We start from the raw sequence: 23,446 nt of genomic DNA on the forward strand, positions 1-23,446 counted from the left end.
AGAATTTGAAACTCTCGTTTCAAATTCTAAAAATTATTTAACTTTTATATTACTAAAAATTGCTGGAGTATAATTTACACCCATATTAAATACTTTTTCATCAACCTTTTTAGCATATTCATTTTTTCTATCTTGGTCAATTTTTTTGTATTCAACACCATCTTGATAATATTTTCTTAATATTGCGATTTTTTCTTCATCAGTTTTAGCTGTTTTGATTTCATCAAAAATATTAAGCGATTTATCTAAAGCATTCTCGTGCATTGGAAGTGGAGTTAAAACAAATTTAATATTAGTTTTTTTCAAATCTTCTTCTATATTTTTTAAATGTTCTCTACAATAAGGACAATCAGGGTCGCTAAATACTACCATTGCAGTATTGCTATTTTGCTTTCCTAGATTAATAATCATATCAGGATTTTCTTTAACAAAATCTGTTAATAATAAGCTTAATTTCTCTTGTTTTTCTTTTTCTTTTTTAGCCATAAAACTAGCTTTTAAATCTATACTTTCTTTCATATTAAGCATAGTTGGTGTTCCATAAACTCCATCACTAAAGAAAACATCAGAGCCAACTACAACTCCATCTTTTAATAAATTAAACTCTACCATTTCAAATTTTGAATCAGGAACTTTATCAACTTTTACTAATTCTACTTGAATATTTTCTGGTGTAATTGTTTTTACAAATTCTATAACTTTATCACTAATTTTGCTAGCACTTAAAGCGCTTACAACCGACATTGCTAATATTATTTTTTTCATACTAATCTCCTTAAAAAAATAAAAGTTTAATTTTGCATTAAATAGCGTTTATTGTCAATATTTTTTACGCCCTTTAAAGTGTCTAAATACTCAAGTAAAGCAATGGCATATTTTCTACTTAAGTCATATTCATTTTTAAGTTCTTGCACTCCTACACCTATTTTTAAAATAGGGCTTATGTTTTTTACAAATTCTTCAAGTGCTTGTGTGCTAATAAAATAATTATGTGCTAGTCTTTTTACCTTATTTTGAGAACATAATTTCTTCATAATATCATCGCCACTTTTTCTATCTAAATTAAGCTCATCATAGATATTATAAGGAGCTTTTGGGGTTAGGCAATTTAATTCATCATATATTTTTTCTTCATTATTTTCTAATAATTTTTCTAATTTTTCGCCTTTTTTATAAAAAAGACCATTATTAAATTCTAAAAAATCTAAATCTTTTAAAGCCAAATCACACAAAAACTCATCAATTCCTAATGATTTTTCTAAGCTTTTTGCACTTTGTAATGAATAAGGGTTTTTAGTAAAAAGCTCTTTTATATTGTTTTTTGTATCTTCTAGGGCTTTTTTTGCATATACACAAGCACCATTTAAATCTACTATCTCACCTACTTCTTGAGCGTATTCTAAGGCTTTTTGCGTGCTTAGATTAAATCTTTGCGGCGCACAAAAAAGCCCAAAACCTGAACTATGATTTTGATTTAATAAAGCAAAAGCACTTTTAAAATCTTTTTGCTCTAAAGCATTTAATAATTCAATCATTTTTGATTTTTTAAGCGGCTCTGTAAGTGGATTTAACACCACTCCACCAGCAACAGCACGAGCATTTTTTAAGATTATAAAAGGCTCATTAAAACTTAGAGCAATTGGTTTTTTTAATACAAATTTTGCAAATCTATCGTATTGTAAAAATTTCGCTTCAATTTGCTTATTGGCAGCACAAAACAATACATTTTCATCATGCTTTAATTTACCTTCTAAAGTAGTATAAATCTCATTTGCACTTCTTAAATAACCCTTAGAATAAATGATATTTCCTACTTTTAAATTCCCTTTAAAGACAAAAGCAACCCTAGCAGGTGCTACTACACTTTCTACATTTTTATGCTGAACTTCAATTGATTTTATTTGAATATTTTCTAATTCATCGCTTAAATAAGTTTTGCATTCTAATTTGCCACTTTTTAAAATACCCGTTGCTACAAGACCAATGCCTTTTACATTAAATACTCTATCAACATTGATTTTTAAAGCAAAATCTTCATAATTTGGAACTTTTAAACTCAATAAATATTTTTTAAGCTCATCTATGCCTAATTTATTTTTAGCACTTACTAAAAATACTCTAATAGGCGTAAAATCAAGTTGCTTTAAAATCTCTTGCTTTTTAGCATCAATATCTTGGCATAAATCAATTTTATTTAAAACTAAAATTATATTTTTTACACCCATAATTTTTAAGATAAAAATATGCTCTAAGGTCTGCGCTTTTAGCCCTTCGTTAATATCTACAACAAGCATTGCGTATTCACTTTGAATACCACCTATCATTGTCTTAACCAGGCTTTCATGACCTGGCACATCAACAAATGAGATATGCTCTAAGTGTGAAAAGCTCAAATCAATAGTAATCCCACGCTTTTGCTCTTCAGGTGTATTATCTCCATCAAAATCATTTAAAGCTTTAATTAATGAAGTTTTGCCGTGGTCAATATGACCTGCGGTTGAAATTATTAACATTTATAAAGTCCTTCCTTTCTCCATAGTGCGAAATTTTTTTCATATCCTATGCCGTAATCTTCGTAAAATTTAGGGCAATTAATAGCCATTTCTTGAGTTTTGTTTGGCTCATCGTGTGGATAAATATAGTATTTTTCTTTATCAGGATGATTATTATCTAAATATGTTGGTATTTGCAAGGCTTCATTGTTATTTACAAATTCTAAGGCTTTATTGATTGCTTTATAAGATGAATTTGATTTTTTAGAATTAGCTAGAAAAACTACACATTGAGAAAGTGTAATCCTTGCTTCAGGTAAGCCAATGTCTTTACATATTTGCAAACACGAATTAGCTATTACTAAAGCATTTGGATTTGCATTGCCTACATCTTCACTAGCAAATATACAAAGCCTTCTAGCAATGTATAAAATATCAATACCTGCATTTATCATTCTAGCAAGGTATAAGATTGCTGCATTTACTTCACTTGCTCTTAAGCTTTTAATAAGGGCTGAAGTTAGTAAAAACTCATCTTCTTTATTGCTAATATAATTTGGTCTTAGTGCTTTTAGCTTTTCTAGGCTGATATTTTTAAAAACATTTGCGTATCTTAAAAGATTTAGCATTGCTCTTGCATCGTTTGAGCTTGATTTGATTAAATAATCTTTTATTTCTGTGCTTAAATTAGGTTGAGCTTGTTCTAAAATCTCTTTTAATTCATCATAACTTAATGGCATAAACTCAAAAAACAATAACCTAGAGCATAAAGCCTTATTTAGTGAATACAAAGGATTATGAGTGCTTGCAGCTAAAAAATAAAAATTATTTTCTTCTAAAGGTTTTAATAATACATCTTGAACGCCTTTATTTAAACGATGAATTTCATCAATAAATACAACAGGCTTAAAAAGGCTATCTTTTTTAATAACTTTTCTAAGTTCTTCAACGCTAAAGCTAGCACCATCAAACTCATAAAAATTAGTTTTTAATTCTTTTGCTATAAATCTTGCAAAAGTGGTCTTACCTACCCCGCTTGGACCATAAAAAACACTATGCGGAATTTCTTTTGCTTTTATAAACTCATCAAAAATTTCTCTTACTTTATCCTGCCCTACCATTACTATCCTTTAAGGGCATTGTAATGATTTATTTTAAAAACTTAGCAAAGCTTAAAGCAAAATTAATATATTTTCCAAATCCAAATTCTTTTAAAATAAACAATGATATTTCTTTTAAAATATCAGGTTTTACTTCTTTAACTTCTACTTCTTTTTTAGGCATAAATTTATTCACTAATTCACTTGCCTTGCTTACAATTACTTGAGTTTTTGTAGCTTTTCTAGGTTTTTTAAAAAGTGCAAAAATTGATTTTGCAAGTTTTTTAATAAACGAAAACATTTTCCAACCTTTATTGATAATAATTTTACAAATTATAATTATTTTTGATTAATAAAGTGATATTATTTTTCATAATCTTTATTGAAATTATTTTTAAATTCATTTTTAACTTTAATTTACTAAAATAAGCGTTTTTTTAATTAAGGAAAGTATATGCAAAATAAACTAAAAGAATATGCAAAATTAGTTGGTAACACGCCTTTAGTTGAAGTTGAATATTTATATAAAAATAAAAAATCAAAAAGCTATTTTAAACTAGAATATTTTAATCCAAGTGGCTCTATTAAAGATAGAATGGCATTAGAAATTATGCAAAATGCTGTTAAAAATAATGAATTTAAAGCTGGTATGAGCATAGCCGAAGCAACTAGTGGAAATACAGGTATAGCTTTTTCTGCTTTAGGTGCTTTTATAGGTGCTAGTGTTGAGATTTTTATGCCTTGCTGGATGAGTGAAGAGCGTAAGAAAATAATTAAAAGTTACGGAGCAAAATTAAGAGAAGTTAGTGCTTGTGAGGGTGGATTTAGTGGTAGTGTAAGACTTGCTGATGAGAGTGCAAAAAATGGCAATGTATTTTTACCTCATCAATTTGAAAACGAAAGCAATGTAAAAGCCCATGAAAAAACTGCAAATGAAATTCTAAACACTCTAAAAAAACACAATCTAAAGCCAGATTGCTTTGTAGCAGGAGTTGGAACAGGTGGGACTATAATGGGAATTGGCAAGGTATTAAGACCACTTGGAGTAAAAATATGCCCATTAGAGCCTGAAGGTTGCGCTAGTATGAGTAATCCTGGAGAAAATTCAGAGCATAGAATTCAAGGCATAGGAGATGGTTTTGTGCCTGATATTGTAAAGCTAAATGAATTAGATGATATCATCATAGTAAATGATATAGATAGCGTTATAATGGCACAAAAACTAGCTAAAATCGGACTTGGAGTTGGAATTTCTAGTGGAGCTAATTTCTTAGGTTGTATTAAAGCTAAAGAGCTTTTTGGAGATTGCGTAAGCGTTAGTGTATTTGCTGATGATAATAAAAAATATCTAAGCACTGATTTAATGCTAAATATGCAAGATGAAGAAAGATTTTTAAGCAATAAAATTGAATTAATCGGATTTAAAGTATTATAAGGAGAAGATATGAAAAAATTAATTTTACTAAGCATAATTTCAAGTATTGCAATGGCAGATTGCTCTTATAAAATCAACAAATTAGAGCGTGAATTAAGCTATGCAAAACAATATGGCAATTTTAATAGAGTTAGAGGTTTAGAAAACGCTTTAGCAAATGTAAGAGCACATTGTGGTGGCGGTAGTGTTTATAATAATGATTATTACACTAGAAAAAATGAGATTAAAGACACTATTGAAAGATTAGAAGATGAAGCTGAGCGTAAGATTGATAGGATTGAAGACAAGCTTGATGAATTAAATGATATGAAAAATAGTATGAGTAAAGACGAATACAAAAGAAGAAAAGCAGAATTAAAAGCTGAAAAAAATCGTATAAAAGACGAATATAAAAGACAAAAACAAGCTTTAAAAAACTCTTATAAATATTAAAAAAAGCCTAATTTTTTAGGCTTTAATTCTTCAATAATTGCTTAATCGCTAAAGATGATAATAAAAGCCCCATAGAAGCAGTCATTCCCATAAAAGACCCTAGCCCAACACACATTGGCTCTTCTTCGCTATAAGCCATTTTAAATTTACCCTTAAATCTGCGTTTTTTAAGTTCAAGTCTAACGGCTTTTGCTAAAGCACACATTTTGGTCTTATCCCAATTTGCAACCTTTAATTTTAAAGGGTCAATTCTTTTTGCAGCCCCACCACTGCTAATAAAACTAATGCCTTTTTCATAAGCAATTTCAGCTATATCGCATTTAGCTTTAACATCATCAATACAATCAATTATTAAATCAAATTCTTTATCTTTTAAAAACTCTAAAAAGCTTTCTTTAGTGATTAATAACTCATAGCAATTTGCCTTATAAAATTCAGCAAAAACGCTAGCCTTACTAAGTCCAATATTTTCAGAATGTAATTGTCTATTTTGATTACTAGCTTCAAAATAATCCTTATCAATCCCACTTACATTAATACCAACTCTAGCAAGTGAGCTAAAGCACATACCACCAACTCCGCCAAGCCCACAAATTAGCACTTTTTTTGAACTCAATTTATCATAATTATCTTGAAATAATAATCTAGCTCTTGCAAATCTCTCACTCATTTTCTAACCATTTCTTTACTTTTTTTAATTCTTTTTTAGCCGTTAGATTTAGCTTAATTGGAGTAATACTTGCATAACCTTGTCTTACATAATCAATATCATCATCTTTTGCTTTTACCTTGCTTAAATCATACAAGCTATCTAGCCAATAATACTCTAATCCTCTAGGGTTTTTACATATTTTACTTGAGAATTCATATCTCATTTTACCCATCTTACAAACTTTATAACCTTTATAATCACTCTCACAACTTGGATAATTTACATTTAAAAATCTTCTTTTTTTAAGTGGATTAAGCTTAAGTAATTTTAAGATTAATTTAACAGCAAGTTTACTTGAACGCTTAAAATCTATATCTTTTTCATAAAGTTGAGAAAAAGCAATCGCATTCACTCCACAAAGCACACTCTCCATACAAGCAGCCGCCGTGCCTGAATAGGTTATATCTTCAGCTAAGTTTGCTCCATTATTAATCCCACTTACTACCAAATCAGGTAATTTATCCTTAAAAATAGTGCAAAATGCAAGATTTACGCAATCACTTGGAGTGCCGTCTTTTAAGGCATAATAATTTTTCTTAATTTTTACAAAACTTAGTGGATGATTTAGTGTAAGCGAATGCGCACAAGCACTCTTATTGCTCCAAGGAGCAACCACAAAAACTTCTAAATCTTTAATCTTTTTAAGCCTTTTTCTAAGTGCTAGAAGACCTGGTGCATCATATCCATCATCATTGGTTAATAATATTCTCATTTTTACCTTTTCATATCAAAATCTATAAATAATTTTATTTTTTTATCATTATTAAATAATTCTAATCTATATCTCATAGTGCTTAATAAACAAGTGCTTACCACAAACTCACTTTCATAATCTCCGTTATCAAGTCTAATAAGCTCGGCATTTATAACACCCATATCCATATTAAGCCCATATAATTTAAGATTTAGATTATCGTATTTAGGTAAGCCTTTAATTATTAATTTAGTTTCTTCCATAAATCTTATCGGACGATTAATAATTTCAAAACTAATTTTTCTACCTTTGAAATCTTTTTCGCATATATCTTTATTAATAGAGCATTTAAGTGGAGTGTTTAAATAATTTTCATCAATTTTTTCATCATCACAAGCTATGAAAAATAAAGCTAAAAATATTAACACAACTCTCATTTTAAATTCCTTCTAATAGCAACCAAACTAAAGATTATTAGGATAATTACGCTAATTATTAGCCATAATGGGCTTTCAAAATTGCTCTTTTCTCCTGCGTAAGAATGCTTACCTACTAAATAATAATTCACTCCAAAATAAGTCATCAAAATAACGCCAAATCCCCACATACTAAGCAGTGCGTATAATAATTTTGATTTTAATTTTAAATGCACTAAAATTGCATATATTAATATGCTTATTAAAGACCAAGTCTCTTTGCTATCCCAGCCCCAGTATCTTCCCCAAGACTCATTAGCCCAAATTCCGCCCAAAAAATTCCCACAAATTAATAATAATAAGCCTAAATGATTTGCTAAATATATTTGAATATTTGCCTTATCGTAAGGTTTTTTAAATATTACGCATAATAAATAAGAAAAGCTAATTAAAGCACTTAAGCCAAAAAATCCATAAGAAGCAGCAATTAAACTTACATGAATACTAAGATAAGGAGAATTTAAAACAGGCATTAGATTTGTAATTTGTGGATTAATATCATTAAGATGTGCTGTAAATAATGTAGCAACGCTAAACAATAAACACAAGCTAAGTAATAGATTTTTTCTAAAAACAAGTCCAGCAAAAACGGAGCTTAAAGCAATATAAATTAAACTCTCATAAGTATTAGTAAGCGGAGTAAATCCTGCTACAAAACCCCTTAATCCAATGAGAATTAAATGGATTAAAAATAGTATTAAAGCAAGATAAAAAATAATTTTAGTATTTTTATTTATCACAAATAAAGAAAGTATAAAAAGCACTAAATAAGCAAAACACAAACTATAAAAAGCATCATATTTGCTTAAAAATATTTGAGTTTTAATCTGTGCTTGGCTAGGTAAAAAATCAAACTGATTTTGCAAGTTTTTAATCTTAGATAAAATCTCATTAGCCTTGCTATAATCATTAGTTTTTTTAGCAATTACTAAAGAGCTTAAATATTCATTAATTAGCTTTTGATTATCCAAGCTTATATTATTTGCAAATGGGCTTTGCAAGTGGTTTTCATCAGGAATTATCTTAAATAATTCTGCTGTAAAAATTAAATATAAAATATTCACACTCTCATCAACTCTAATCAAATCCTTATCATAATCATTAAAATTCGCTTCTCCTTTAGCATAGGTTTTTTTAATTTCATCTTTTAATTTATAACTTGAACCATCGTAAAAATCACTAAATTTTGCTTGTTTTTCACAATTTAAAAATTCTCTTAATTTAGGATTTTTGACCCTAATTAATCTAGCTTCATTTACATAAGTAACATCGGTAATTAATCTAAATATCTCTTCACTTGCAGCGTTTTTATTAGGACAACCAATTTTATTGCATAGCTCTAGTGAAAAAGTATAAAATGGCAAAAATCTATCATTTAAATCTTGAATAATTAAAGAATTTAATTCATTTATATGAGAGTTAAAATCATTTGCTTTTAAATTTGGACTAAGAATTATTATAAAAACAACACTTAAAGCCTTAAAATATTTTCTAGTTTTTAGACTAAATAAATTTAAAAAACACCCAATAAACAATAAAGCATAGCCAATATAAGTAGGAGTTTTGCCTAAATCTTTATTAGCACTTAAAATCGTGCCTTTTAAATCTTCATCGTAAGAATGCTGAAAATACCTAATACCTTTATAATCAAGCACTTTATTCATAGCTATTTTTACATCTATTTTTTGATTATTATCTAAGATTAATAACTCACTTTCATAATCTTTTGCACTCTTGCTACCTGCGTGGGTTATTAAATTAAATCGTTTTAGATAAATATCAAAATCAAGCTTTAAGCTCTCTTGCTTCCAAGAAATATCATAATCATTTATCTTAATATTATCGTTTAATGCAAGTATTAGTTTTTCTTTTGAAATTCCTGATTCAAATTCCACTCTAATCGCTTGTAAATTACCCCCGCTCATACTAAGTGCGTCTTTTGAATGAACTAAATAATTTAAAGCCGAAAAAGAAAACTCATCTAGCAAATATATACCATCTTTTAATTTAAAATCACTACTTAAAATTTGATTTAAGAATTTCATTTCTTGATTAGTATTTATATAAAACTCATTATCTTTTATATAAAAATTAACATAATTAGTGCTTGTTTTGTTAAAGCAAAAATCAATATTAGCAACACTAACGCATTCATTATAATTAATCTCAACATCACTATATCCACTATCAAAATTAAATCTTAATTTTAAATAACTAGGGTCGTTTAAATCATCACTTTTTACCTTAGTAATCCCTGCTTCATTGCTAAAATCAACAAACCTTAAACTTGCATTATCAAGTTTTATAATCTCATTTAAATTACTAGTTTTACTGATTTTATCATTATGTTTTAAGACTAATTCAGTTTTTGTGCTTTTTATCTCATTTGCTTTATTATCAACCCTTAAATGAATAATGCCTTCAAAACCAAAAAAATGAGTTAAAACAGCACCAATAAATATAAAAATAAAAGAAATGTGAATTAAAAATAATGAAATATTTTTATAAAGTTTGTATTTAAAAATCGCATAAATCACACTTAAAAACAATAAAACCATAATCAAGTGAAAATACCAAGCATTATAAACTAAACTCATAGCATAACTTGTGCCTTTTGCACTCTCAATAAATGTAGCAACCCCACAAAAAATAGCAAAAATTAGCATATAAACTAAAGAAATCTTTAAATTTAAAAATTTATTTAAAAACATTATTATTAAAACTACTTTCTTTTAAAATCATTCTTAATTGATAAAATTTATTATCTAAACTTAAAGCTATATTTTATAATAAAAGCCTTAAAAAATAAGAAAATTAATTAAAATTATTTAATACATTTTTTCTCCTTTTTGAATTATTTAAATTATATTTTATTTTTTATATTTTTTTAAGAAAGCTTTAAATGAAATTGGATTAAACTTCATTGTTGTAATTTTAATTTTAAGGAGAAAGCTATGAAACGCTTGTTAGCACTAGGTAGTGCCTGTATTATGTTATATGCTAATAATATAACACCTCAAGCTGATGGTATCGAGCCTAGAACTCTTCACGATTATGTAAATCAAGAAACTGATTTTATAGAGTTCTTAAAAGATCGCCATCCTATGTTTAAATACGAAAAGGAAGGAAATTTAGTTGGAAAATATTCTATTTCTAATCGCCAAGAAGAATTCGTAGAATTCGGTGGGCATGGAAATTATGAAAAAGACACAGGTCGTTCTGCATCAATTACATATCGTCTAGGTATGGAAAGTATTTTAGATTATCCAAATAAATTCGTAGGACCTAAAAAATGTGGTGAATGTCACCCTGCTCAATATGAAGCTTGGAATCGCTCACGCCACTCAAAAGTTATTCGTTTTCCTGATGAATTAGAAGAAGCTGGAGGAGACCCTAAAAAGCCTATGTATGGAAGCAGCGAAGCTACAATTTTACCAAAAGGTGTTGAAGCTGATGATGTATTTGTAATCGTAGGAACTCCTAGAACAAAATATGGTTTTATTGATAAATGGTTAGTTCGTGGAACTTATCACATTGAAGATGGAAAATTAGCTGATGGAACAGGTAAAATGGTTGCTGGAGGTAATCAATTCTCACGCCTTTGGGTTGAATCACTTACACCTGAAGTTGCGAAAAAAATCGCTGAATTCTCACCTGGCTTTCCTACAAAATTAGAAGATTTTGGCAAACAAACTTCAAGCGTTTGGGGAATAAACTCTTATGGTTCTACTTATAAAGAAAAAATGATGTTTCAACCTGCATCTGCATATTGTGAAGTATGCCATAGCTTTAAATTTGACTTTAAATCTAAAGAAGAATTCTTAGCAGCAATTGGAAATAAAGACGAGCTTAGAAAACACGCAATTTCTAAAGGAATTAGCTGTGAAGAATGTCACGGAGCTGGAGCTCACCTTTATGGAGCAAGGGGTGCTGGTATGCCAAGTAATTGCGAAAGATGCCATCAAAGATTTGCTTATGATAGCGAAGATGCGAAGATTGACCCAAGAAAGCCATTTAATAGCTACTTTAAATCAGCGTGTCCATCTTGTGGAACTGAAGGCTCACAAATGTATAATACTATGCACTATGATAAAGGTATGAGATGTTCAACTTGCCACGACCCACACGAAGTTACTGCAAATGATTGGAAAGACCCTTATACAAAAGTAGGACTTAAAAAAACTTGTAGTGATTGTCACGAAACTCAAGCTGAAATGTTTAAATACGGCGGAGCACACGCTAAAGATAATTGCACAGGCTGTCATATGCCAAATATGATGAGTTGTGAAAACTTTGCAAGCGTTCAAAACCCTGATAAAGGTGGATTTGACAATGTTCGTGCAAGTCATATATGGAAAATTTATGTAGATAAAGATGCAAAAACTCTAAACCCACCAGAAGGAAAACCAAGAGACCCACAAACAACTAAAGGTTGGACAATTGCTAGAAAAGATGGCAAATTCTTTGTGGATTTAATGTGGAGTTGTGGAAGAACTAGCTGGAGTGATGTAAATCTAGTAGGACCTGGGGCAAGTGGTTGCCATAGTGCTGTGCAATCAACTTTACCAAAAGAATTACACTTCACAGACCAAGAGCAAATCTATGATAAAGTTATGGAATGGCAATTACCTGTTAAAGAAGGCTTTAAAAAACTAGAACTTGCAATTCGCAAAATTGATAGAGAACAAGCAAAAATGGATAATCTAAGCACAAAAACTAAATCAGAAATTATCCTACTTACAAAAGAAGCAAGAGCAATTTATGAAAAAATTGAAAAAGATGGAAGCTGGGGCGTTCATGGTCCAAAATATGCTCTAAAACTAATAAATGAAGCATTAGTTTATGTAGCACAAGCTCAAGATTTATTAGATGGTAAGAAATAATAAAAGGTTAGGAAAAATCCTAACCTTAGTGAAAGGATAAAATATGTTGCTAAGACTTATTTTTGCCATCTTTTTAAGCTTTAACCTTTTTGCATCGGAAGGCGATTTTGCAGTAGTTGAAGGAGTAATTCCTATATCTATGGCTGATGTAGAAAAAGAATTAGGTAAAAAAGATGTATATATATTTGACGCAAATACAAAAGAAGAAAGAATAAAATACGGCTATTTAAAAGGCTCTATTTTTATTAATACACCTGAATGGGTAAGTTTATTGCCTAGCAATAAAGACGCTAAGATTATTTTTTATTGCTTAAATAGAATGTGCTATGCAAGTAGCGATGCTGCATTAAAAGCACAAAAACTAGGATATACAAATGTTCGTGTAATGCTAGATGGAATTGAAAGCTGGATTCTTAGTGCAAGACCTATTGAAAAAGGCGGCATAAAACCACTTGTAAAAAGCCATGATATTAATAGTTGGCACGAAGGAAATGAAGTAAGTAGTTTTAAAGATGAATTACATAAGAATTTAAGATTTGGTAACCTTCCTGCTTGTAGAGATTGTCATGGTGCTAGTGGAATTATCAATGATTTAGCAAACGATAAAGACAATGTAAATGCAAACTGCACTAGTTGTCATAAAGAAGTTAAGGCTGAATTTAGCGGAAGTGTGCATGATAAATTCACAAATCCAAGAGAAAAATCTCCATCATGTTCGGATTGCCATAATGTGCATGATAAACAACAATTAACCTCTTTAGCTGTTAAAAAACTAAGCGATGTAAAATGTGGAAGTTGCCATGAAAAAGAGCAAAAACACTATCACGAAACTTTCCACGGAAAGGCTATGGTTTTAGCAAAAGATGGTGAAAGCAAAAAAATAGCTGCTTGTTTTGATTGTCACGGGGCTCATAACATTCATAAACCAAAAGATGAAAAATCAACTTTATATGGTGAAACTAGAATAAAAACTTGTGAAAAATGCCACGAAGGAGCTAATGATAACTTTAGTGATTTTATAGCTCATGCTGACCATACTGATAAAGAGAATTTCCCTTTACTTTATTGGGCTTATGTGTTTATGACAGGACTTGTAATATCAGTATTTGCATTCTTTGGCTTACACACATTCTTGTGGAGTATAAAACTAATTTATATGAGTATTAAATATAAAGATGAGTGGCGTGCAGCAAAAGAAAAAATGCATAATGACAAGGTAAATATTAAACGCTTTAGCACCTTGCATAGAATTCAGCATTTCTTTGTAGCTTCAAGCTTTTTAGGATTAAGTTTTTCTGGCTTACCGCAAAAATTCTATACCGCTCCTTGGGCTCAAACTATGATTGATTTAATGGGCGGAATTGTAATGGCTACTAAAATACACCATTTTAGTGCGTTTATTATGATTGCAGTATTCTTAAGCCACATTGCTGAAGTAGTTTATAATTCTTGGACTAAGCGTGATGCTATTCGTGATAATAATGGAAAGCTAAGCTTTAAATTATTCTTAGCAAAATTATTTGGACCTGATAGTTTAATGCCTAGAATGCAAGATTTAAGAGATGTTGTGGCTCATTTTAAATGGTTTATTGGAAAAGGCGAAAGACCTAAGTTTGATAGATTTACTTACTGGGAAAAATTTGATTATATAGCAGTATTTTGGGGTATGTTTATCATTGGCTTTAGTGGTTTAGTATTGTGGTTTCCGGTTGAATTTACGAAGATTTTACCTGGCTTTATGCTAAATCTTGCAACGCTTGTGCATTCTGATGAAGCACTTTTAGCTACAGGATTTATTTTTGCGGTGCATTTTTTCAATACTCACTTTAGAGCTGATAGATTCCCTATGGATATGGTTATCTTTAGTGGAGAACTAACCGAAGAAGAGTTAAAGCACGATAGACCTGAATGGTATGCAAGGCTTAAAGCTAGTGGAAAATTAGACGAACTTAAAAATGAGAGCAATTCTTTTGCTAAGTATTTTTATTTTGCAAGAGTTGTTGGATTTTTAATGTTATTTACTGGACTAATTTTTCTGTTCTTAATAATTTATGCCTTTGCTGATATGTTGATAGGATAAGAGTATGAAAAATAAAGATGCTAATATGATTTTAAGTTTTACGGCATCAAGTTTAATTGCTGCAGCACTAATTCTTAGTGCTTGTGGCAATGAAGCTAAAGAGCCTGAAGCTGTGGTTAAAGACTTTGTGCTTTTATGTGAAGCTGGGAAAATGAGTGATGCTGCTAAATTACTTGCTAGTAAAAATAATGTGGATTATTTTAAGAAGTTTCAAGATAAAGGTAAGGATATGATTTTTATAGATTATGATTATAAAGGTAATGATGATACTATAGAAATGAACTTTACTAAAAAGAACAAAAGTAGCGAAATAGCAATAGTTCAAGTAGATACAAACTACAAAATCCAGCAACATAAATTCAGTAAAGATGTGATTTTACACAACGAAAATGGCGAGTGGAAAATCTATGAATACCCAAGCTTATATCCTGTAAAGGTCAAATAAGTCTAGTTAACTAGACTTATTTAAATTCTTTTTAATTGCTTTTAAAATTACTTGAAAAAATGAAAATATCAAAATAAAAATATCAAAAAAACAATCATTTATATTATCAATGCCTAAGATAAAAGATATTGCTAAAGATAGCAAAAATAAAATTGATAGAATTTGATTTAGCAAATACGAAATTATAAAAATTACAAAAATTATTAAATAATTTAAAAAACCATTTTCATAATAAATATCAAAAGTAATAATATTTAAAAATGATAGAAAAAATAAAAGATTGATAACAAAAATATAAACATAAGCCCTAAAATCAAGCAATTTGCCTTGATTAAAAATTATTAATAGCAAAATTAAAACACTAAAAATACTAAGATTAGAAAATATACTATAAGTATAATCATTCAAACTCAAACCATTAAATATAGATATATTTGTCAAAAAAATTATCGCTAAATATATAAAAATTTTCTTCTTAATTGTAAGTTTTTGAAAAATACTTGCAAAAATTGATAAATAAAGTAAAGTATAAATAAAGTGCATTTTTAATCCTTTTTGTTAAATAAAAATTGTTTGTATTGAATAAAATCACGATTATGTGTGTATGTAATATGAGCTTTATTATCGCTAATGAATACACTTGCGTAGCTCATTTCTTTACCTTTATCAATATCTAAAATCCTATGAAAATCATTATAATCTTTCATAATAGCAAGGCTTAAAGTATTTCTTGAACCATCTTTATCGCTATTAAAAAGCAAGAAAATATCATTATTTACTTTGAATAAATTAATAGAATTATCATAATTTTTTAGATTTGTTTTTGTTAAATCATTGCAGTTTAAAAGATTATCACAAGTCATAGTATAAAAATCATAATTAGCACTTTTGCTAGACCTAAAAGCAAATAAAGCTAGTTTATCATTAATAGCAACGACACTTGGCTGAAATAAATCTTTAGCATTAGTGAGTTTTTTGATTTTTAAAAGTTCGCCTGAATTATTAAATACTAAAGCTAAGGGATATTTATTGGCTAATTCGTGATAAATCGGGAGTAAAAAGCCAAATTCTTTATCTAAATTAACATAAATAGCATTAGCTCTTACAAGATTACTAATATTTGCAAAAGGGCTTAAATGAAGGACTTTTTGGAATTTAAAATCAATAGTATCAATACTGCTAATATAATGATATATTTTGCTATTTGCCCAGCCGCCAAAACTAACTCCTACAACAAATAAATGGATTTTATTATCTGTTTTGACTAAGGTTGGATTTCCGATTTTTTTAATATATTCTTTGCTATCTTTCATAAGCTTTTCTCTAGTAATTAATGCAAAAGGCTCTAAATAATTTGTGCCTTGATAAATACTCGCATAAATTGCTACATCTTTTGCACCTTCTTTAGAGCCTGCAAAAAATACGCTAAGCAAATAATCATTATTAAGAGATATTGTGCTTGAAGAATGTGCTGATAATACACCTTGTTTCATTGGTATAGAAATGCTTTTTAGTTCTTGGATTGTTTGGGTTTTGTGGTTGGTTGATTTGGTTAAATAAGTAAAATTTATATCTTTGTTATTTAATAAATACCCCCCCCCCATAAAAATAAACTAAATAAAAATAATGTGAGTTTTTTCATCTTTGTCCTTTGTGGTTTTTAAAATCATAACTAATATTCATAAATTAATAATTTTGAAGTTTTATTTTTTCTGAAATTAAATCATTGAACCATTCAATATTTTTTTGTATATCTACTTTTCCATTTGTTATTTTTGCAATTAATTCATAATTTTTAGTGTTATCATAAACCAAAATCTCATCACACAACGGCATAATTTTTAAAAGATTTTGCATACTTTCGTAATATCTTTTATCTATTAAATGCGGTTCTATATCATGTCCACCTTTACTAACTCGTATTTTTACACGCTCTTTTGCTGTTTGCGGGCTATCAAGCCCTACAAAGCGTAAATTTATTTTGTAATTATTCTCTTTTAATTCATCAAATAGATTTAATATAGATTTTCCACAAAGTGTAGTTTCTTGATTGAAATTAAGTTTATCATCTATATAAACTTTACGCATTGTTATAGCTATTCTTGAGGCACGAACTTGAGTTTGTCTATCTCTATAGTCTCCAATACTTTGAGCTATTTCATCTACATTTATACGATAGCCTAAATTTATTCCTTTTTCTAGTGTTAAAAAATATAAAGTGGTTTTTCCTGCACCATTTACACCAGCAAAAATAGTAACTATAGGTTGATTTATCATAAATTTTCCTTATATAGATTTTAAGTAATTATAATAAAAATTAAATAATTTTATTAATATAAAAAACTAAAAATATTTTATATTTATTTATATCTTTTTATAAATTTTTAAAAACAATTACTAACCCGAATACTTAGAATTTAAAAAAAATCAAATTAAATTCCAAATCCAAAAAAATATCAAAAATAATAATTTATACCTATTTTAAATGTTTCGTTTTTGTGAAAATATTTTTGAAATTCAGCAAAAATCGCAGTGTTTTTATAAATCTTAAAATGAGTTTTGATACTTAAAATATCTTCTAATAAGCCGTGCTTATAAAAATTCTTATGATAACTTAAACTAAGCTTATTTGCTTTATAAGATAGGCTTGTAATTATTTGATTATTAAAGCTCAAACCATCTTTATAAGCTCTAAAACCACTTAAAAATGATAATAAAAAATACTCATTAACAAAACTAATCCCACCTAAAAGCTCCATATTTGCTAATTTATCATCTAATACATCATCATAAGCTAGTTTAAACAAAAAACTTGGCTTATGATTTATATAGTTAAAATCACTTAAACTTGCAAGTCTTAGCAAAACTAACTCATCTAATTTAGGCTTTTTATTATAATTAATAGTAGTGCTTAAAAATTCTATCCCGATACCTTTATCAAAACCCAAATCATCTTCATAAATATCGTGCAAGGCTGGTCTAATTGATAATAAAGCTTTCTTTTTTGTATCATAAGCAAATGATATTTTGCTAGGATAATTAGCCTTAATTATGCTTTCTTTTGAAGTTTTTAAAGGAAGCTTTGCTATTTTGCTTTGAGATAAATTACTAGATATTTTATGAGTTATTTTTTTGTATTCATCTACACTAAGCTCATTTTTACTAGCATAATACTGACTAAGCTCGTTCGCTAAGGCTAAAATAGAATAATCATAATTTGGCTCAATTTTACCTAAAGCTATATTTTTTGCTAGATTTATCTCATCAAAACTCAAATCTTTTGCTTGATTTAAAATGGTATTTAACTTTGATGCTCTATAGTGATAATCACTAATTAGATTAATATCGTTGATTTTTTGTATAGTATTGCTTGGGATTACGCTATAAATAAATTTATTTCTTAATTTAATATCAGGATTTGCATTCTCAAGTAACCACAAAATATTATAAGAGCAATTTTTATCAAAAAACAAATAAACCGAACTACTATCCTTAATCTCCCATAAATGCAAAATCAGTCTATTTACTTCTTCTTCATTTAATTTTAAATCATACTCGTAAAGGTCTCTATTTTCGCTATCTTTGTATGTTTTTAACATATCATAATAAGGCTTTAAAGAATACTTACCAATGTATCCGCCAAACAAACCTTTAAAGGCAAACATTAAGCCATTTTCATCTTTTTCATCAACATCAGCAGCATAATTAATAGCGTAAGATAAAAGCCTTGAATTGTAATTAGAATTAATTAGCAAAAATGTATGCCCAAACATTGAAGCTGGGGAATTTAAATAAGCAGCTGGAAAAACTATGCTAATTGATTTAGGGCTAATATATTCTAAGAAATTATTCAAATCAGAACAATTTAAATCCTGATTTTTAGTAAGTTTTAGAGATTTTTCTATGTATTTTGCCCTTAAAGGAAACTTGCAAATAAAGTGCAAATTATCATTATCATTGCTAAAAGTTATAGCAGAATCTTTTTGATTTAACTCTTCTTTTTTGCCTAAATATATTTCTTTTTTTAAAAAATACATATATAAATTAAGCTCAAATTCTGATTTTAAATTCCTTTGATTTGAATAAAAAAATTCTTTATTAATTATCTCGCTTTTGTTGTTTGTAAAGTGAAGGAGATTTTTCCATTCTATTGTGTTAAAAACTTGTTTTTGATTAGCTTGTTGAATAATTTCTAAAAACTCATCTTTAGAAATACTTAATTTAGAAAAATCAAGATTTAATAATTCATTATCTTGTGCCTTTGCAAAAATACAAAAGCACAATAAAAATAAAAACTTTTTCAATTATAAAGCAGAAGCTCTATCTAAAACTTGAGCACCTACAACATCGCTTGAATTATAAATAGCTAAGTAATTTGCTCTTAAATTAGCTTTAAATAAATCAGCGTCTTTTACTTCTAAAAGTTCAGCTAAAGTATCTAAATGCTCGCCCATTCCTAAAGCAGCTTCATTTGATAAGGCGTCAAGATTTGCATTTACGAAATTAATTGCTTTTTCATTATGAACTAATCTTGTTTCTTGGCAATTTAGTGTTCCTGTAGTAATACCAAAAGTTTGATTACCTGAAGTTCCGTTTGTAGTAGCTTGTAAAGCATACATAATTGCTGAATCAGGGTTTTTAATAATTATAGTTCCAAGTCCGCAACCTGTTTGAGTATTTGCACCTGCAAATAAAGAAGTGCTAATCGCACCAACAACTACCAATGAAGAAAGTAATTTTCTCATTATAACTCCTTTTAAAGTATTAAAAAAACAAATTATAAAATTATATATTAACAATGAGTATGAATGGTGCGCCCGAAGGAATTCGAATCCCTGACCTTTTGAACCGCAATCAAATGCTCTATCCAGCTGAGCTACGAGCGCATAAAATAAGTTTTTGAAATAAAGTGGCGGACAGAGAGGGATTTGAACCCTCGAGCCCCGATTAAGAGCTGCACCCTTAGCAGGGGTGTGGTTTCAGCCACTCACCCATCTGTCCAATAAGTAAAACGCATATTATATATTTTAAAAATTAGATTTAGCTTAAATTATTCCAAAAGTTGTAATTTTTCATCACATAAATTTTTCCAATCACCACTTTTGCATTCTTTTAAAGTTTCTTTTGCTTTTTCAAATTCTTTATTTTTAATTAGCATACTAGCTTCTAAATATTTTGCATTGCTGTATTCTTCTTCGCTTAATTTTAATTTATATAAATCTATAAATATTTCTTTAGCTTCTTTTATATTATTTTTATTAATTAAAGCATTTAAAGTAATTAACTCTATCTTAGGACTATATAAATTAATACCTAAATAATTTTGTATATTAATTGCTTTTTTACCATAAGTAATAGCTGAAATATCAAGATTATTGTTTTTAAAGTAATTTAAAAATTCGTCATAAACCTCAACTAATCTTAATCCATTGCCGTATTTTTCAAGCTGTTTTAATGAAAAAATAGCATCATTGTATTTGTTTTGCTTAATTAATGATAATGATAAATAATAATATATCTCAAAATATTCTGGTTTTTTAATATTAAATCGTTTATTTAAAATAGATTTGATTATATTTTCCACATCTTTATACTGCTTATTTAAATATAAAAGTTTTGCTTGTTTGATTTTATAAAACACCAAATCTTCATTTTCAAACTTAATTGCAAAATCTAAAGCTAATTTATTTTCTTTTTTTCTTTCTAAACACTCTAAATATTTCATTTTATTAATGACTTTTTCATCACTTATAAAATTATTATTTTTTATGTATCCTAAAACTTCATCGCAATCATCATCATCTAATGCAATATTTAATAAATTAATCAAGCTACTATCATATAAAGAAATTAGCTCTTCATTTTCACTATCTTTTATTTTCTTTTCTAGTTTTAAAATCTTTTCATAATCTTGCTCTTTAAATAATAATTTTACTTCTTCATAAAGAGCTCTTTTTGATATGTTATTATCATATTTAGCCATTAAAAAATTATAATATTCGTGCAATTTGAAGCTATCTTGTTCATCTTTTTCAAAATATAAACTATCAATAGTTTCATCAATAATATTCATATATTCGCCATTTGGAAATAGCTTTTTATATTCATTTAAATATTCATCAGCCTTTTTATAATCATTATTTTTAGCTAAAGAAACACCTAAATTTTTTAACACTCTTTCATAATAAGGGTCTAATTTATTTGAATTTTTAAATAAAAACTCATAAATAGGAGCACTAATATCATACATTTTTTCCTTGAAAAAATCATCAGCTAAACCTAAGGTTTTATCCTTATCTTCTAATAAATATTGCTCATTTGCATTAAAGACTTTTAATACAAATTCCTTAGCTTCCTTTGCTTTATTATGACTAATATTGATTTTTGCTAAAGATATTGCAGCTTTACTAGCCAAAATCGCATCATCTGAACTAAATAAAATATTATTATAAATAATAGTAGCAGCATCTCTTTTGCCGTGAGATAGTAAAAAATCAGCATAGTTTAAACTTGCCAATTTTGTGTAATAAGAATTTGGATGCTCGTTATTTAAAATATCTATAAAATATTCAGCATCACTTCTTTGTTCTAATTTTAAATAAGTTTTTACCATCATTTGCAATATTTCAGTGTAATTCTCATCACTTGGAAAAACTCTTACATAATCTTTTGCACTTGAAATAATTTCTTCGCTTAAAGTGGTATTTTCATTTAGTAAATTAAACATAGCTCTAATTCTATACAAATAAAACTCGCTTATAAAAATACTATTTTTATATTTTTCTAAAGACATATTGCATAAATCTAATAGCTCTTTATATTGCTTATTATCGTAATATTTTTTAATACTCAAATAAGAATTAATATCACTATTATCGCTAATATTTACAGGATTTTGGTCTAAATCAAGTCCTTCTATAAAAGGAGTTTGCAAATCAGGAAAAATCACATCAAAATCAAGTCCATTAGGACTTAACACTCCTTGAGTATATGGAAAAAATATAAAAGTAAAATTTTTAGAAACTTTTTTGCTAGATGCAAAAACCACATTAGTATCATATAATTTTTGCTCGCTATCAACAATACTAACATTTGTTTTAGGGTAAATATATATATCTAAAGTATCTTTTGAATTTTTAAATTCTAATTTGAATAAGGTTAAATCTTGATTTGATAATAACCTTGATTTACCCTTCACACTACATTTAAAATAAGGTTTTAAATTCTCATCTTGTAATTTATCACAAGTTATATCGGTATTGTTTTTAATATGTAAAACTGATATATTTTTATTTATTTCCTTGCCAGAGTTTATATATAGTTCAAAAGAATATAAATAAACGCAAAAGCAAAGAAATAATATTTTTTTCATTATTTAATATAATCTAATCCAACGCTTGCAACAAAAGAAGCAATAACTGCTAAAATTAAAACTATTTTTTGAGCGTTATTAAAATATAAAAATCCTATTTCTTTATCTGCAAAAATTGCTTTTATAAATCTTAAATAAGCAAATAGCATAATAATTGAGCTAAGTGCCATACAAATTGCTGCATAAATATTAACATTTAAAGCTATATTAATTACACCAACCTTAGCAAAAAATACGCCAAATGGTGGCAATGCTGCAAGATTTAACAATAACACAACAATACAAATTCCTAATAAAGGATATTTCTTAAACACCCCTTTTAAATTCTCATAATTTGTGTCTTTAAACGCACCTAAAAACATAAATAATGCGATATTTACAAATGCAAATGTTAAAAAATAATATAAAAACATTTGGCTTGATAAATGAAAAAATGCAAGGGTTGAATAAGCAAAAGATGAATGTGAAACAGAGCTATATACTAACATTGATTTTGCATTATCTTGCTTTAATGACATAACACTAGCAAAAAGCATAGAAGCACAAGCAATAATTAAAATAATCTCACTTACATTGAAGAAATTTTCAAATGAAATCATAAATCTATATGCAAATACCATCATAGCTATTTTTGGAACTATTGAAATAAATCCAGCTAAACTTGAATCAGCCTTTAAATACACATCTTTAAGCCACATATGAAGCGGTGCTACTGATAATTTAAATAATATTGTAATTCCTATCATAACAAAGGCTAAAATACTAGCCGTGCTAATTGTAGCTAATGAGTTTAGTTCTAAACTTGCACTATCAAAATAATACATTGCAGAACCCATAGCAAAAAATGCTGAGCCTAGCATTCCGTAATTAAAGTATTTAATAGCACCTTCAATTGCTTTTTTCTTAAACGCTATTAAGCTATAAAGTGCTAAAGAAGAGCCTTCAAGAGTTATAAAAGCTACTATTAAATTATTAGTGCTTACCATAAAATTTAAACAAGCTATCATCATTAAAAATAATGCAAAAAACTCACCTTCATCAGCTCTTTTATTAGCAAGTAGAAAATAAATAGCTGATAGATTGATTAATATACTTGAATATTTTGCTAAATTATCAAATATAAATAAATCAAAAAAACTCTCATCATAAGGGCAATTAAATTGGCAAATAATAGCAATTATTAAAGCCACAATACTAAGCCCTTTTAAAGCTCTTAAATCAAATTTATAAAATAAATTAGCAACCAATATAAAACAAGCAAAAACTATCAAAGCAAGTTCAGGTAAAATAAGTAATACATTTAAATCAAGTTGCATTCTATCTCC

20 protein-coding genes and 2 tRNA genes are annotated in these 23,446 nt (G+C 27.8%); 5 read left to right on the top strand and 17 right to left on the bottom strand.

Features of this window, described 5'->3' with window-relative positions; translation table 11 throughout:
* Nucleotides 1–33: 33 nt before the first annotated feature.
* From KJR01_RS04445 to KJR01_RS04460, 4 genes are read right to left on the bottom strand one after another with little or no spacing between them, the layout of a single operon-like run.
* A complete protein-coding gene (locus KJR01_RS04445; RefSeq protein WP_214117454.1) occupies nt 34–765 on the bottom strand; it encodes a thioredoxin fold domain-containing protein in 732 nt (243 codons plus the stop codon).
* 26 nt (nt 766–791) lie between these two features.
* Complete coding sequence (gene selB / locus KJR01_RS04450) at nt 792–2,513, bottom strand: selenocysteine-specific translation elongation factor (protein ID WP_214117455.1); 1,722 nt, start codon at nt 2,511–2,513, stop codon at nt 792–794.
* A complete protein-coding gene (locus KJR01_RS04455) occupies nt 2,507–3,613 on the bottom strand; it encodes an AAA family ATPase (RefSeq protein ID WP_214117456.1) in 1,107 nt (368 codons plus the stop codon). The genes selB and KJR01_RS04455 overlap by 7 nt, the downstream gene beginning before the upstream one ends.
* A gap of 28 nt (nt 3,614–3,641) precedes the next feature.
* Nucleotides 3,642–3,893: a hypothetical protein gene (locus KJR01_RS04460; RefSeq protein WP_214117457.1), complete on the bottom strand. Its 252-nt coding sequence runs from the start codon at nt 3,891–3,893 to the stop codon at nt 3,642–3,644.
* 153 nt (nt 3,894–4,046) lie between these two features.
* Here KJR01_RS04460 and KJR01_RS04465 point away from each other — a divergent pair, with 153 nt between their 5' ends.
* Nucleotides 4,047–5,027, top strand: a complete 981-nt coding sequence (locus KJR01_RS04465; protein ID WP_214117458.1) for a PLP-dependent cysteine synthase family protein — start codon at nt 4,047–4,049, stop codon at nt 5,025–5,027.
* A 9-nt stretch (nt 5,028–5,036) separates the two neighbouring features.
* Nucleotides 5,037–5,459, top strand: coding sequence for a DUF1090 family protein (locus KJR01_RS04470; protein WP_214117459.1), 423 nt, complete (start codon nt 5,037–5,039; stop codon nt 5,457–5,459).
* A 22-nt stretch (nt 5,460–5,481) separates the two neighbouring features.
* On the opposite strand, the gene KJR01_RS04475 is transcribed toward KJR01_RS04470, so the two are convergent.
* Genes KJR01_RS04475 through KJR01_RS04490 form a run of 4 tightly spaced genes read right to left on the bottom strand, consistent with a single transcriptional unit; the run spans nt 5,482 to nt 10,052 of the window.
* A complete protein-coding gene (locus KJR01_RS04475; protein ID WP_214117460.1) occupies nt 5,482–6,129 on the bottom strand; it encodes a tRNA threonylcarbamoyladenosine dehydratase in 648 nt (215 codons plus the stop codon).
* A complete protein-coding gene (surE, locus tag KJR01_RS04480) occupies nt 6,122–6,883 on the bottom strand; it encodes a 5'/3'-nucleotidase SurE (RefSeq protein WP_214117461.1) in 762 nt (253 codons plus the stop codon). Before surE ends, KJR01_RS04475 begins: the two co-directional genes overlap by 8 nt.
* 2 nt (nt 6,884–6,885) lie before the next feature.
* On the bottom strand, nt 6,886–7,302 hold the full coding sequence (locus KJR01_RS04485; RefSeq protein ID WP_214117462.1) for a hypothetical protein: 417 nt from the start codon (nt 7,300–7,302) through the stop codon (nt 6,886–6,888).
* A complete protein-coding gene (locus KJR01_RS04490; protein ID WP_214117463.1) occupies nt 7,299–10,052 on the bottom strand; it encodes a cytochrome c biogenesis protein in 2,754 nt (917 codons plus the stop codon). Before KJR01_RS04490 ends, KJR01_RS04485 begins: the two co-directional genes overlap by 4 nt.
* Nucleotides 10,053–10,295: 243 nt before the next feature.
* On the opposite strand from KJR01_RS04490, the gene KJR01_RS04495 reads away from it, so the two are divergent.
* Genes KJR01_RS04495 through KJR01_RS04505 form a run of 3 tightly spaced genes read left to right on the top strand, consistent with a single transcriptional unit; the run spans nt 10,296 to nt 14,749 of the window.
* On the top strand, nt 10,296–12,224 hold the full coding sequence (locus KJR01_RS04495) for a cytochrome c3 family protein (protein WP_214117464.1): 1,929 nt from the start codon (nt 10,296–10,298) through the stop codon (nt 12,222–12,224).
* A 43-nt stretch (nt 12,225–12,267) separates the two neighbouring features.
* On the top strand, nt 12,268–14,304 hold the full coding sequence (locus KJR01_RS04500; protein WP_214117465.1) for a rhodanese-like domain-containing protein: 2,037 nt from the start codon (nt 12,268–12,270) through the stop codon (nt 14,302–14,304).
* Nucleotides 14,305–14,308: 4 nt separating this feature from the next.
* Complete coding sequence (locus KJR01_RS04505; protein ID WP_214117466.1) at nt 14,309–14,749, top strand: DUF4878 domain-containing protein; 441 nt, start codon at nt 14,309–14,311, stop codon at nt 14,747–14,749.
* 6 nt (nt 14,750–14,755) lie between these two features.
* Here the strand turns inward: KJR01_RS04505 and KJR01_RS04510 are convergent, their stop codons facing one another.
* From KJR01_RS04510 to KJR01_RS04550, 9 genes are all read right to left on the bottom strand, one after another.
* Complete coding sequence (locus KJR01_RS04510) at nt 14,756–15,292, bottom strand: hypothetical protein (RefSeq protein ID WP_214117467.1); 537 nt, start codon at nt 15,290–15,292, stop codon at nt 14,756–14,758.
* A gap of 2 nt (nt 15,293–15,294) precedes the next feature.
* Nucleotides 15,295–16,353 carry an exo-alpha-sialidase gene (locus tag KJR01_RS04515; RefSeq protein ID WP_214117468.1) on the bottom strand — a complete coding sequence of 353 codons (1,059 nt, stop codon included), beginning with the start codon at nt 16,351–16,353 and terminating at the stop codon, nt 15,295–15,297.
* Nucleotides 16,354–16,435: 82 nt separating this feature from the next.
* Entirely contained in the window at nt 16,436–17,026 is a 591-nt protein-coding gene (locus tag KJR01_RS04520) for an ATPase (RefSeq protein ID WP_214117469.1), read from the bottom strand.
* Nucleotides 17,027–17,205: 179 nt separating this feature from the next.
* Complete coding sequence (locus KJR01_RS04525; protein WP_214117470.1) at nt 17,206–19,053, bottom strand: Lnb N-terminal periplasmic domain-containing protein; 1,848 nt, start codon at nt 19,051–19,053, stop codon at nt 17,206–17,208.
* Nucleotides 19,054–19,494, bottom strand: coding sequence for a DUF3015 family protein (locus KJR01_RS04530; RefSeq protein WP_214117471.1), 441 nt, complete (start codon nt 19,492–19,494; stop codon nt 19,054–19,056).
* Between the two features lie 64 nt (nt 19,495–19,558).
* Nucleotides 19,559–19,635, bottom strand: a tRNA-Arg gene (locus KJR01_RS04535).
* A gap of 24 nt (nt 19,636–19,659) precedes the next feature.
* Nucleotides 19,660–19,750: transfer RNA gene (locus KJR01_RS04540), tRNA-Ser, on the bottom strand.
* 49 nt (nt 19,751–19,799) lie between these two features.
* Entirely contained in the window at nt 19,800–22,121 is a 2,322-nt protein-coding gene (locus tag KJR01_RS04545; RefSeq protein WP_214117472.1) for a tetratricopeptide repeat protein, read from the bottom strand.
* Nucleotides 22,121–23,437, bottom strand: coding sequence for an NADH-quinone oxidoreductase subunit N (locus tag KJR01_RS04550; protein WP_214117473.1), 1,317 nt, complete (start codon nt 23,435–23,437; stop codon nt 22,121–22,123). The genes KJR01_RS04545 and KJR01_RS04550 overlap by 1 nt, the downstream gene beginning before the upstream one ends.
* Between the last annotated feature and the right edge of the window lie 9 nt (nt 23,438–23,446).

It is taken from the genome of Campylobacter sp. 2018MI10 (assembly GCF_018501175.1).
GTDB lineage: Bacteria > Campylobacterota > Campylobacteria > Campylobacterales > Campylobacteraceae > Campylobacter_E.

Excerpts from the sequence above, each read along its gene's own strand:
- KJR01_RS04455 (WP_214117456.1), bottom strand. The coding sequence starts at position 3,613 with ATGGTAGGGCAGGATAAAGTAAGAGAAATTTTTGATGAGTTTATAAAA.
- selB (WP_214117455.1), bottom strand. The coding sequence starts at position 2,513 with ATGTTAATAATTTCAACCGCAGGTCATATTGACCACGGCAAAACTTCA.
- KJR01_RS04510 (WP_214117467.1), bottom strand. The coding sequence starts at position 15,292 with ATGCACTTTATTTATACTTTACTTTATTTATCAATTTTTGCAAGTATT.
- KJR01_RS04445 (WP_214117454.1), bottom strand. The coding sequence starts at position 765 with ATGAAAAAAATAATATTAGCAATGTCGGTTGTAAGCGCTTTAAGTGCT.
- KJR01_RS04530 (WP_214117471.1), bottom strand. The coding sequence starts at position 19,494 with ATGAGAAAATTACTTTCTTCATTGGTAGTTGTTGGTGCGATTAGCACT.
- KJR01_RS04520 (WP_214117469.1), bottom strand. The coding sequence starts at position 17,026 with ATGATAAATCAACCTATAGTTACTATTTTTGCTGGTGTAAATGGTGCA.
- KJR01_RS04475 (WP_214117460.1), bottom strand. The coding sequence starts at position 6,129 with ATGAGTGAGAGATTTGCAAGAGCTAGATTATTATTTCAAGATAATTAT.
- KJR01_RS04490 (WP_214117463.1), bottom strand. The coding sequence starts at position 10,052 with ATGTTTTTAAATAAATTTTTAAATTTAAAGATTTCTTTAGTTTATATG.
- KJR01_RS04495 (WP_214117464.1), top strand. The coding sequence starts at position 10,296 with ATGAAACGCTTGTTAGCACTAGGTAGTGCCTGTATTATGTTATATGCT.
- KJR01_RS04515 (WP_214117468.1), bottom strand. The coding sequence starts at position 16,353 with ATGGGGGGGGGGTATTTATTAAATAACAAAGATATAAATTTTACTTAT.
- KJR01_RS04500 (WP_214117465.1), top strand. The coding sequence starts at position 12,268 with ATGTTGCTAAGACTTATTTTTGCCATCTTTTTAAGCTTTAACCTTTTT.
- KJR01_RS04485 (WP_214117462.1), bottom strand. The coding sequence starts at position 7,302 with ATGAGAGTTGTGTTAATATTTTTAGCTTTATTTTTCATAGCTTGTGAT.
- KJR01_RS04550 (WP_214117473.1), bottom strand. The coding sequence starts at position 23,437 with ATGCAACTTGATTTAAATGTATTACTTATTTTACCTGAACTTGCTTTG.
- KJR01_RS04460 (WP_214117457.1), bottom strand. The coding sequence starts at position 3,893 with ATGTTTTCGTTTATTAAAAAACTTGCAAAATCAATTTTTGCACTTTTT.
- KJR01_RS04470 (WP_214117459.1), top strand. The coding sequence starts at position 5,037 with ATGAAAAAATTAATTTTACTAAGCATAATTTCAAGTATTGCAATGGCA.
- KJR01_RS04545 (WP_214117472.1), bottom strand. The coding sequence starts at position 22,121 with ATGAAAAAAATATTATTTCTTTGCTTTTGCGTTTATTTATATTCTTTT.
- surE (WP_214117461.1), bottom strand. The coding sequence starts at position 6,883 with ATGAGAATATTATTAACCAATGATGATGGATATGATGCACCAGGTCTT.
- KJR01_RS04465 (WP_214117458.1), top strand. The coding sequence starts at position 4,047 with ATGCAAAATAAACTAAAAGAATATGCAAAATTAGTTGGTAACACGCCT.
- KJR01_RS04505 (WP_214117466.1), top strand. The coding sequence starts at position 14,309 with ATGAAAAATAAAGATGCTAATATGATTTTAAGTTTTACGGCATCAAGT.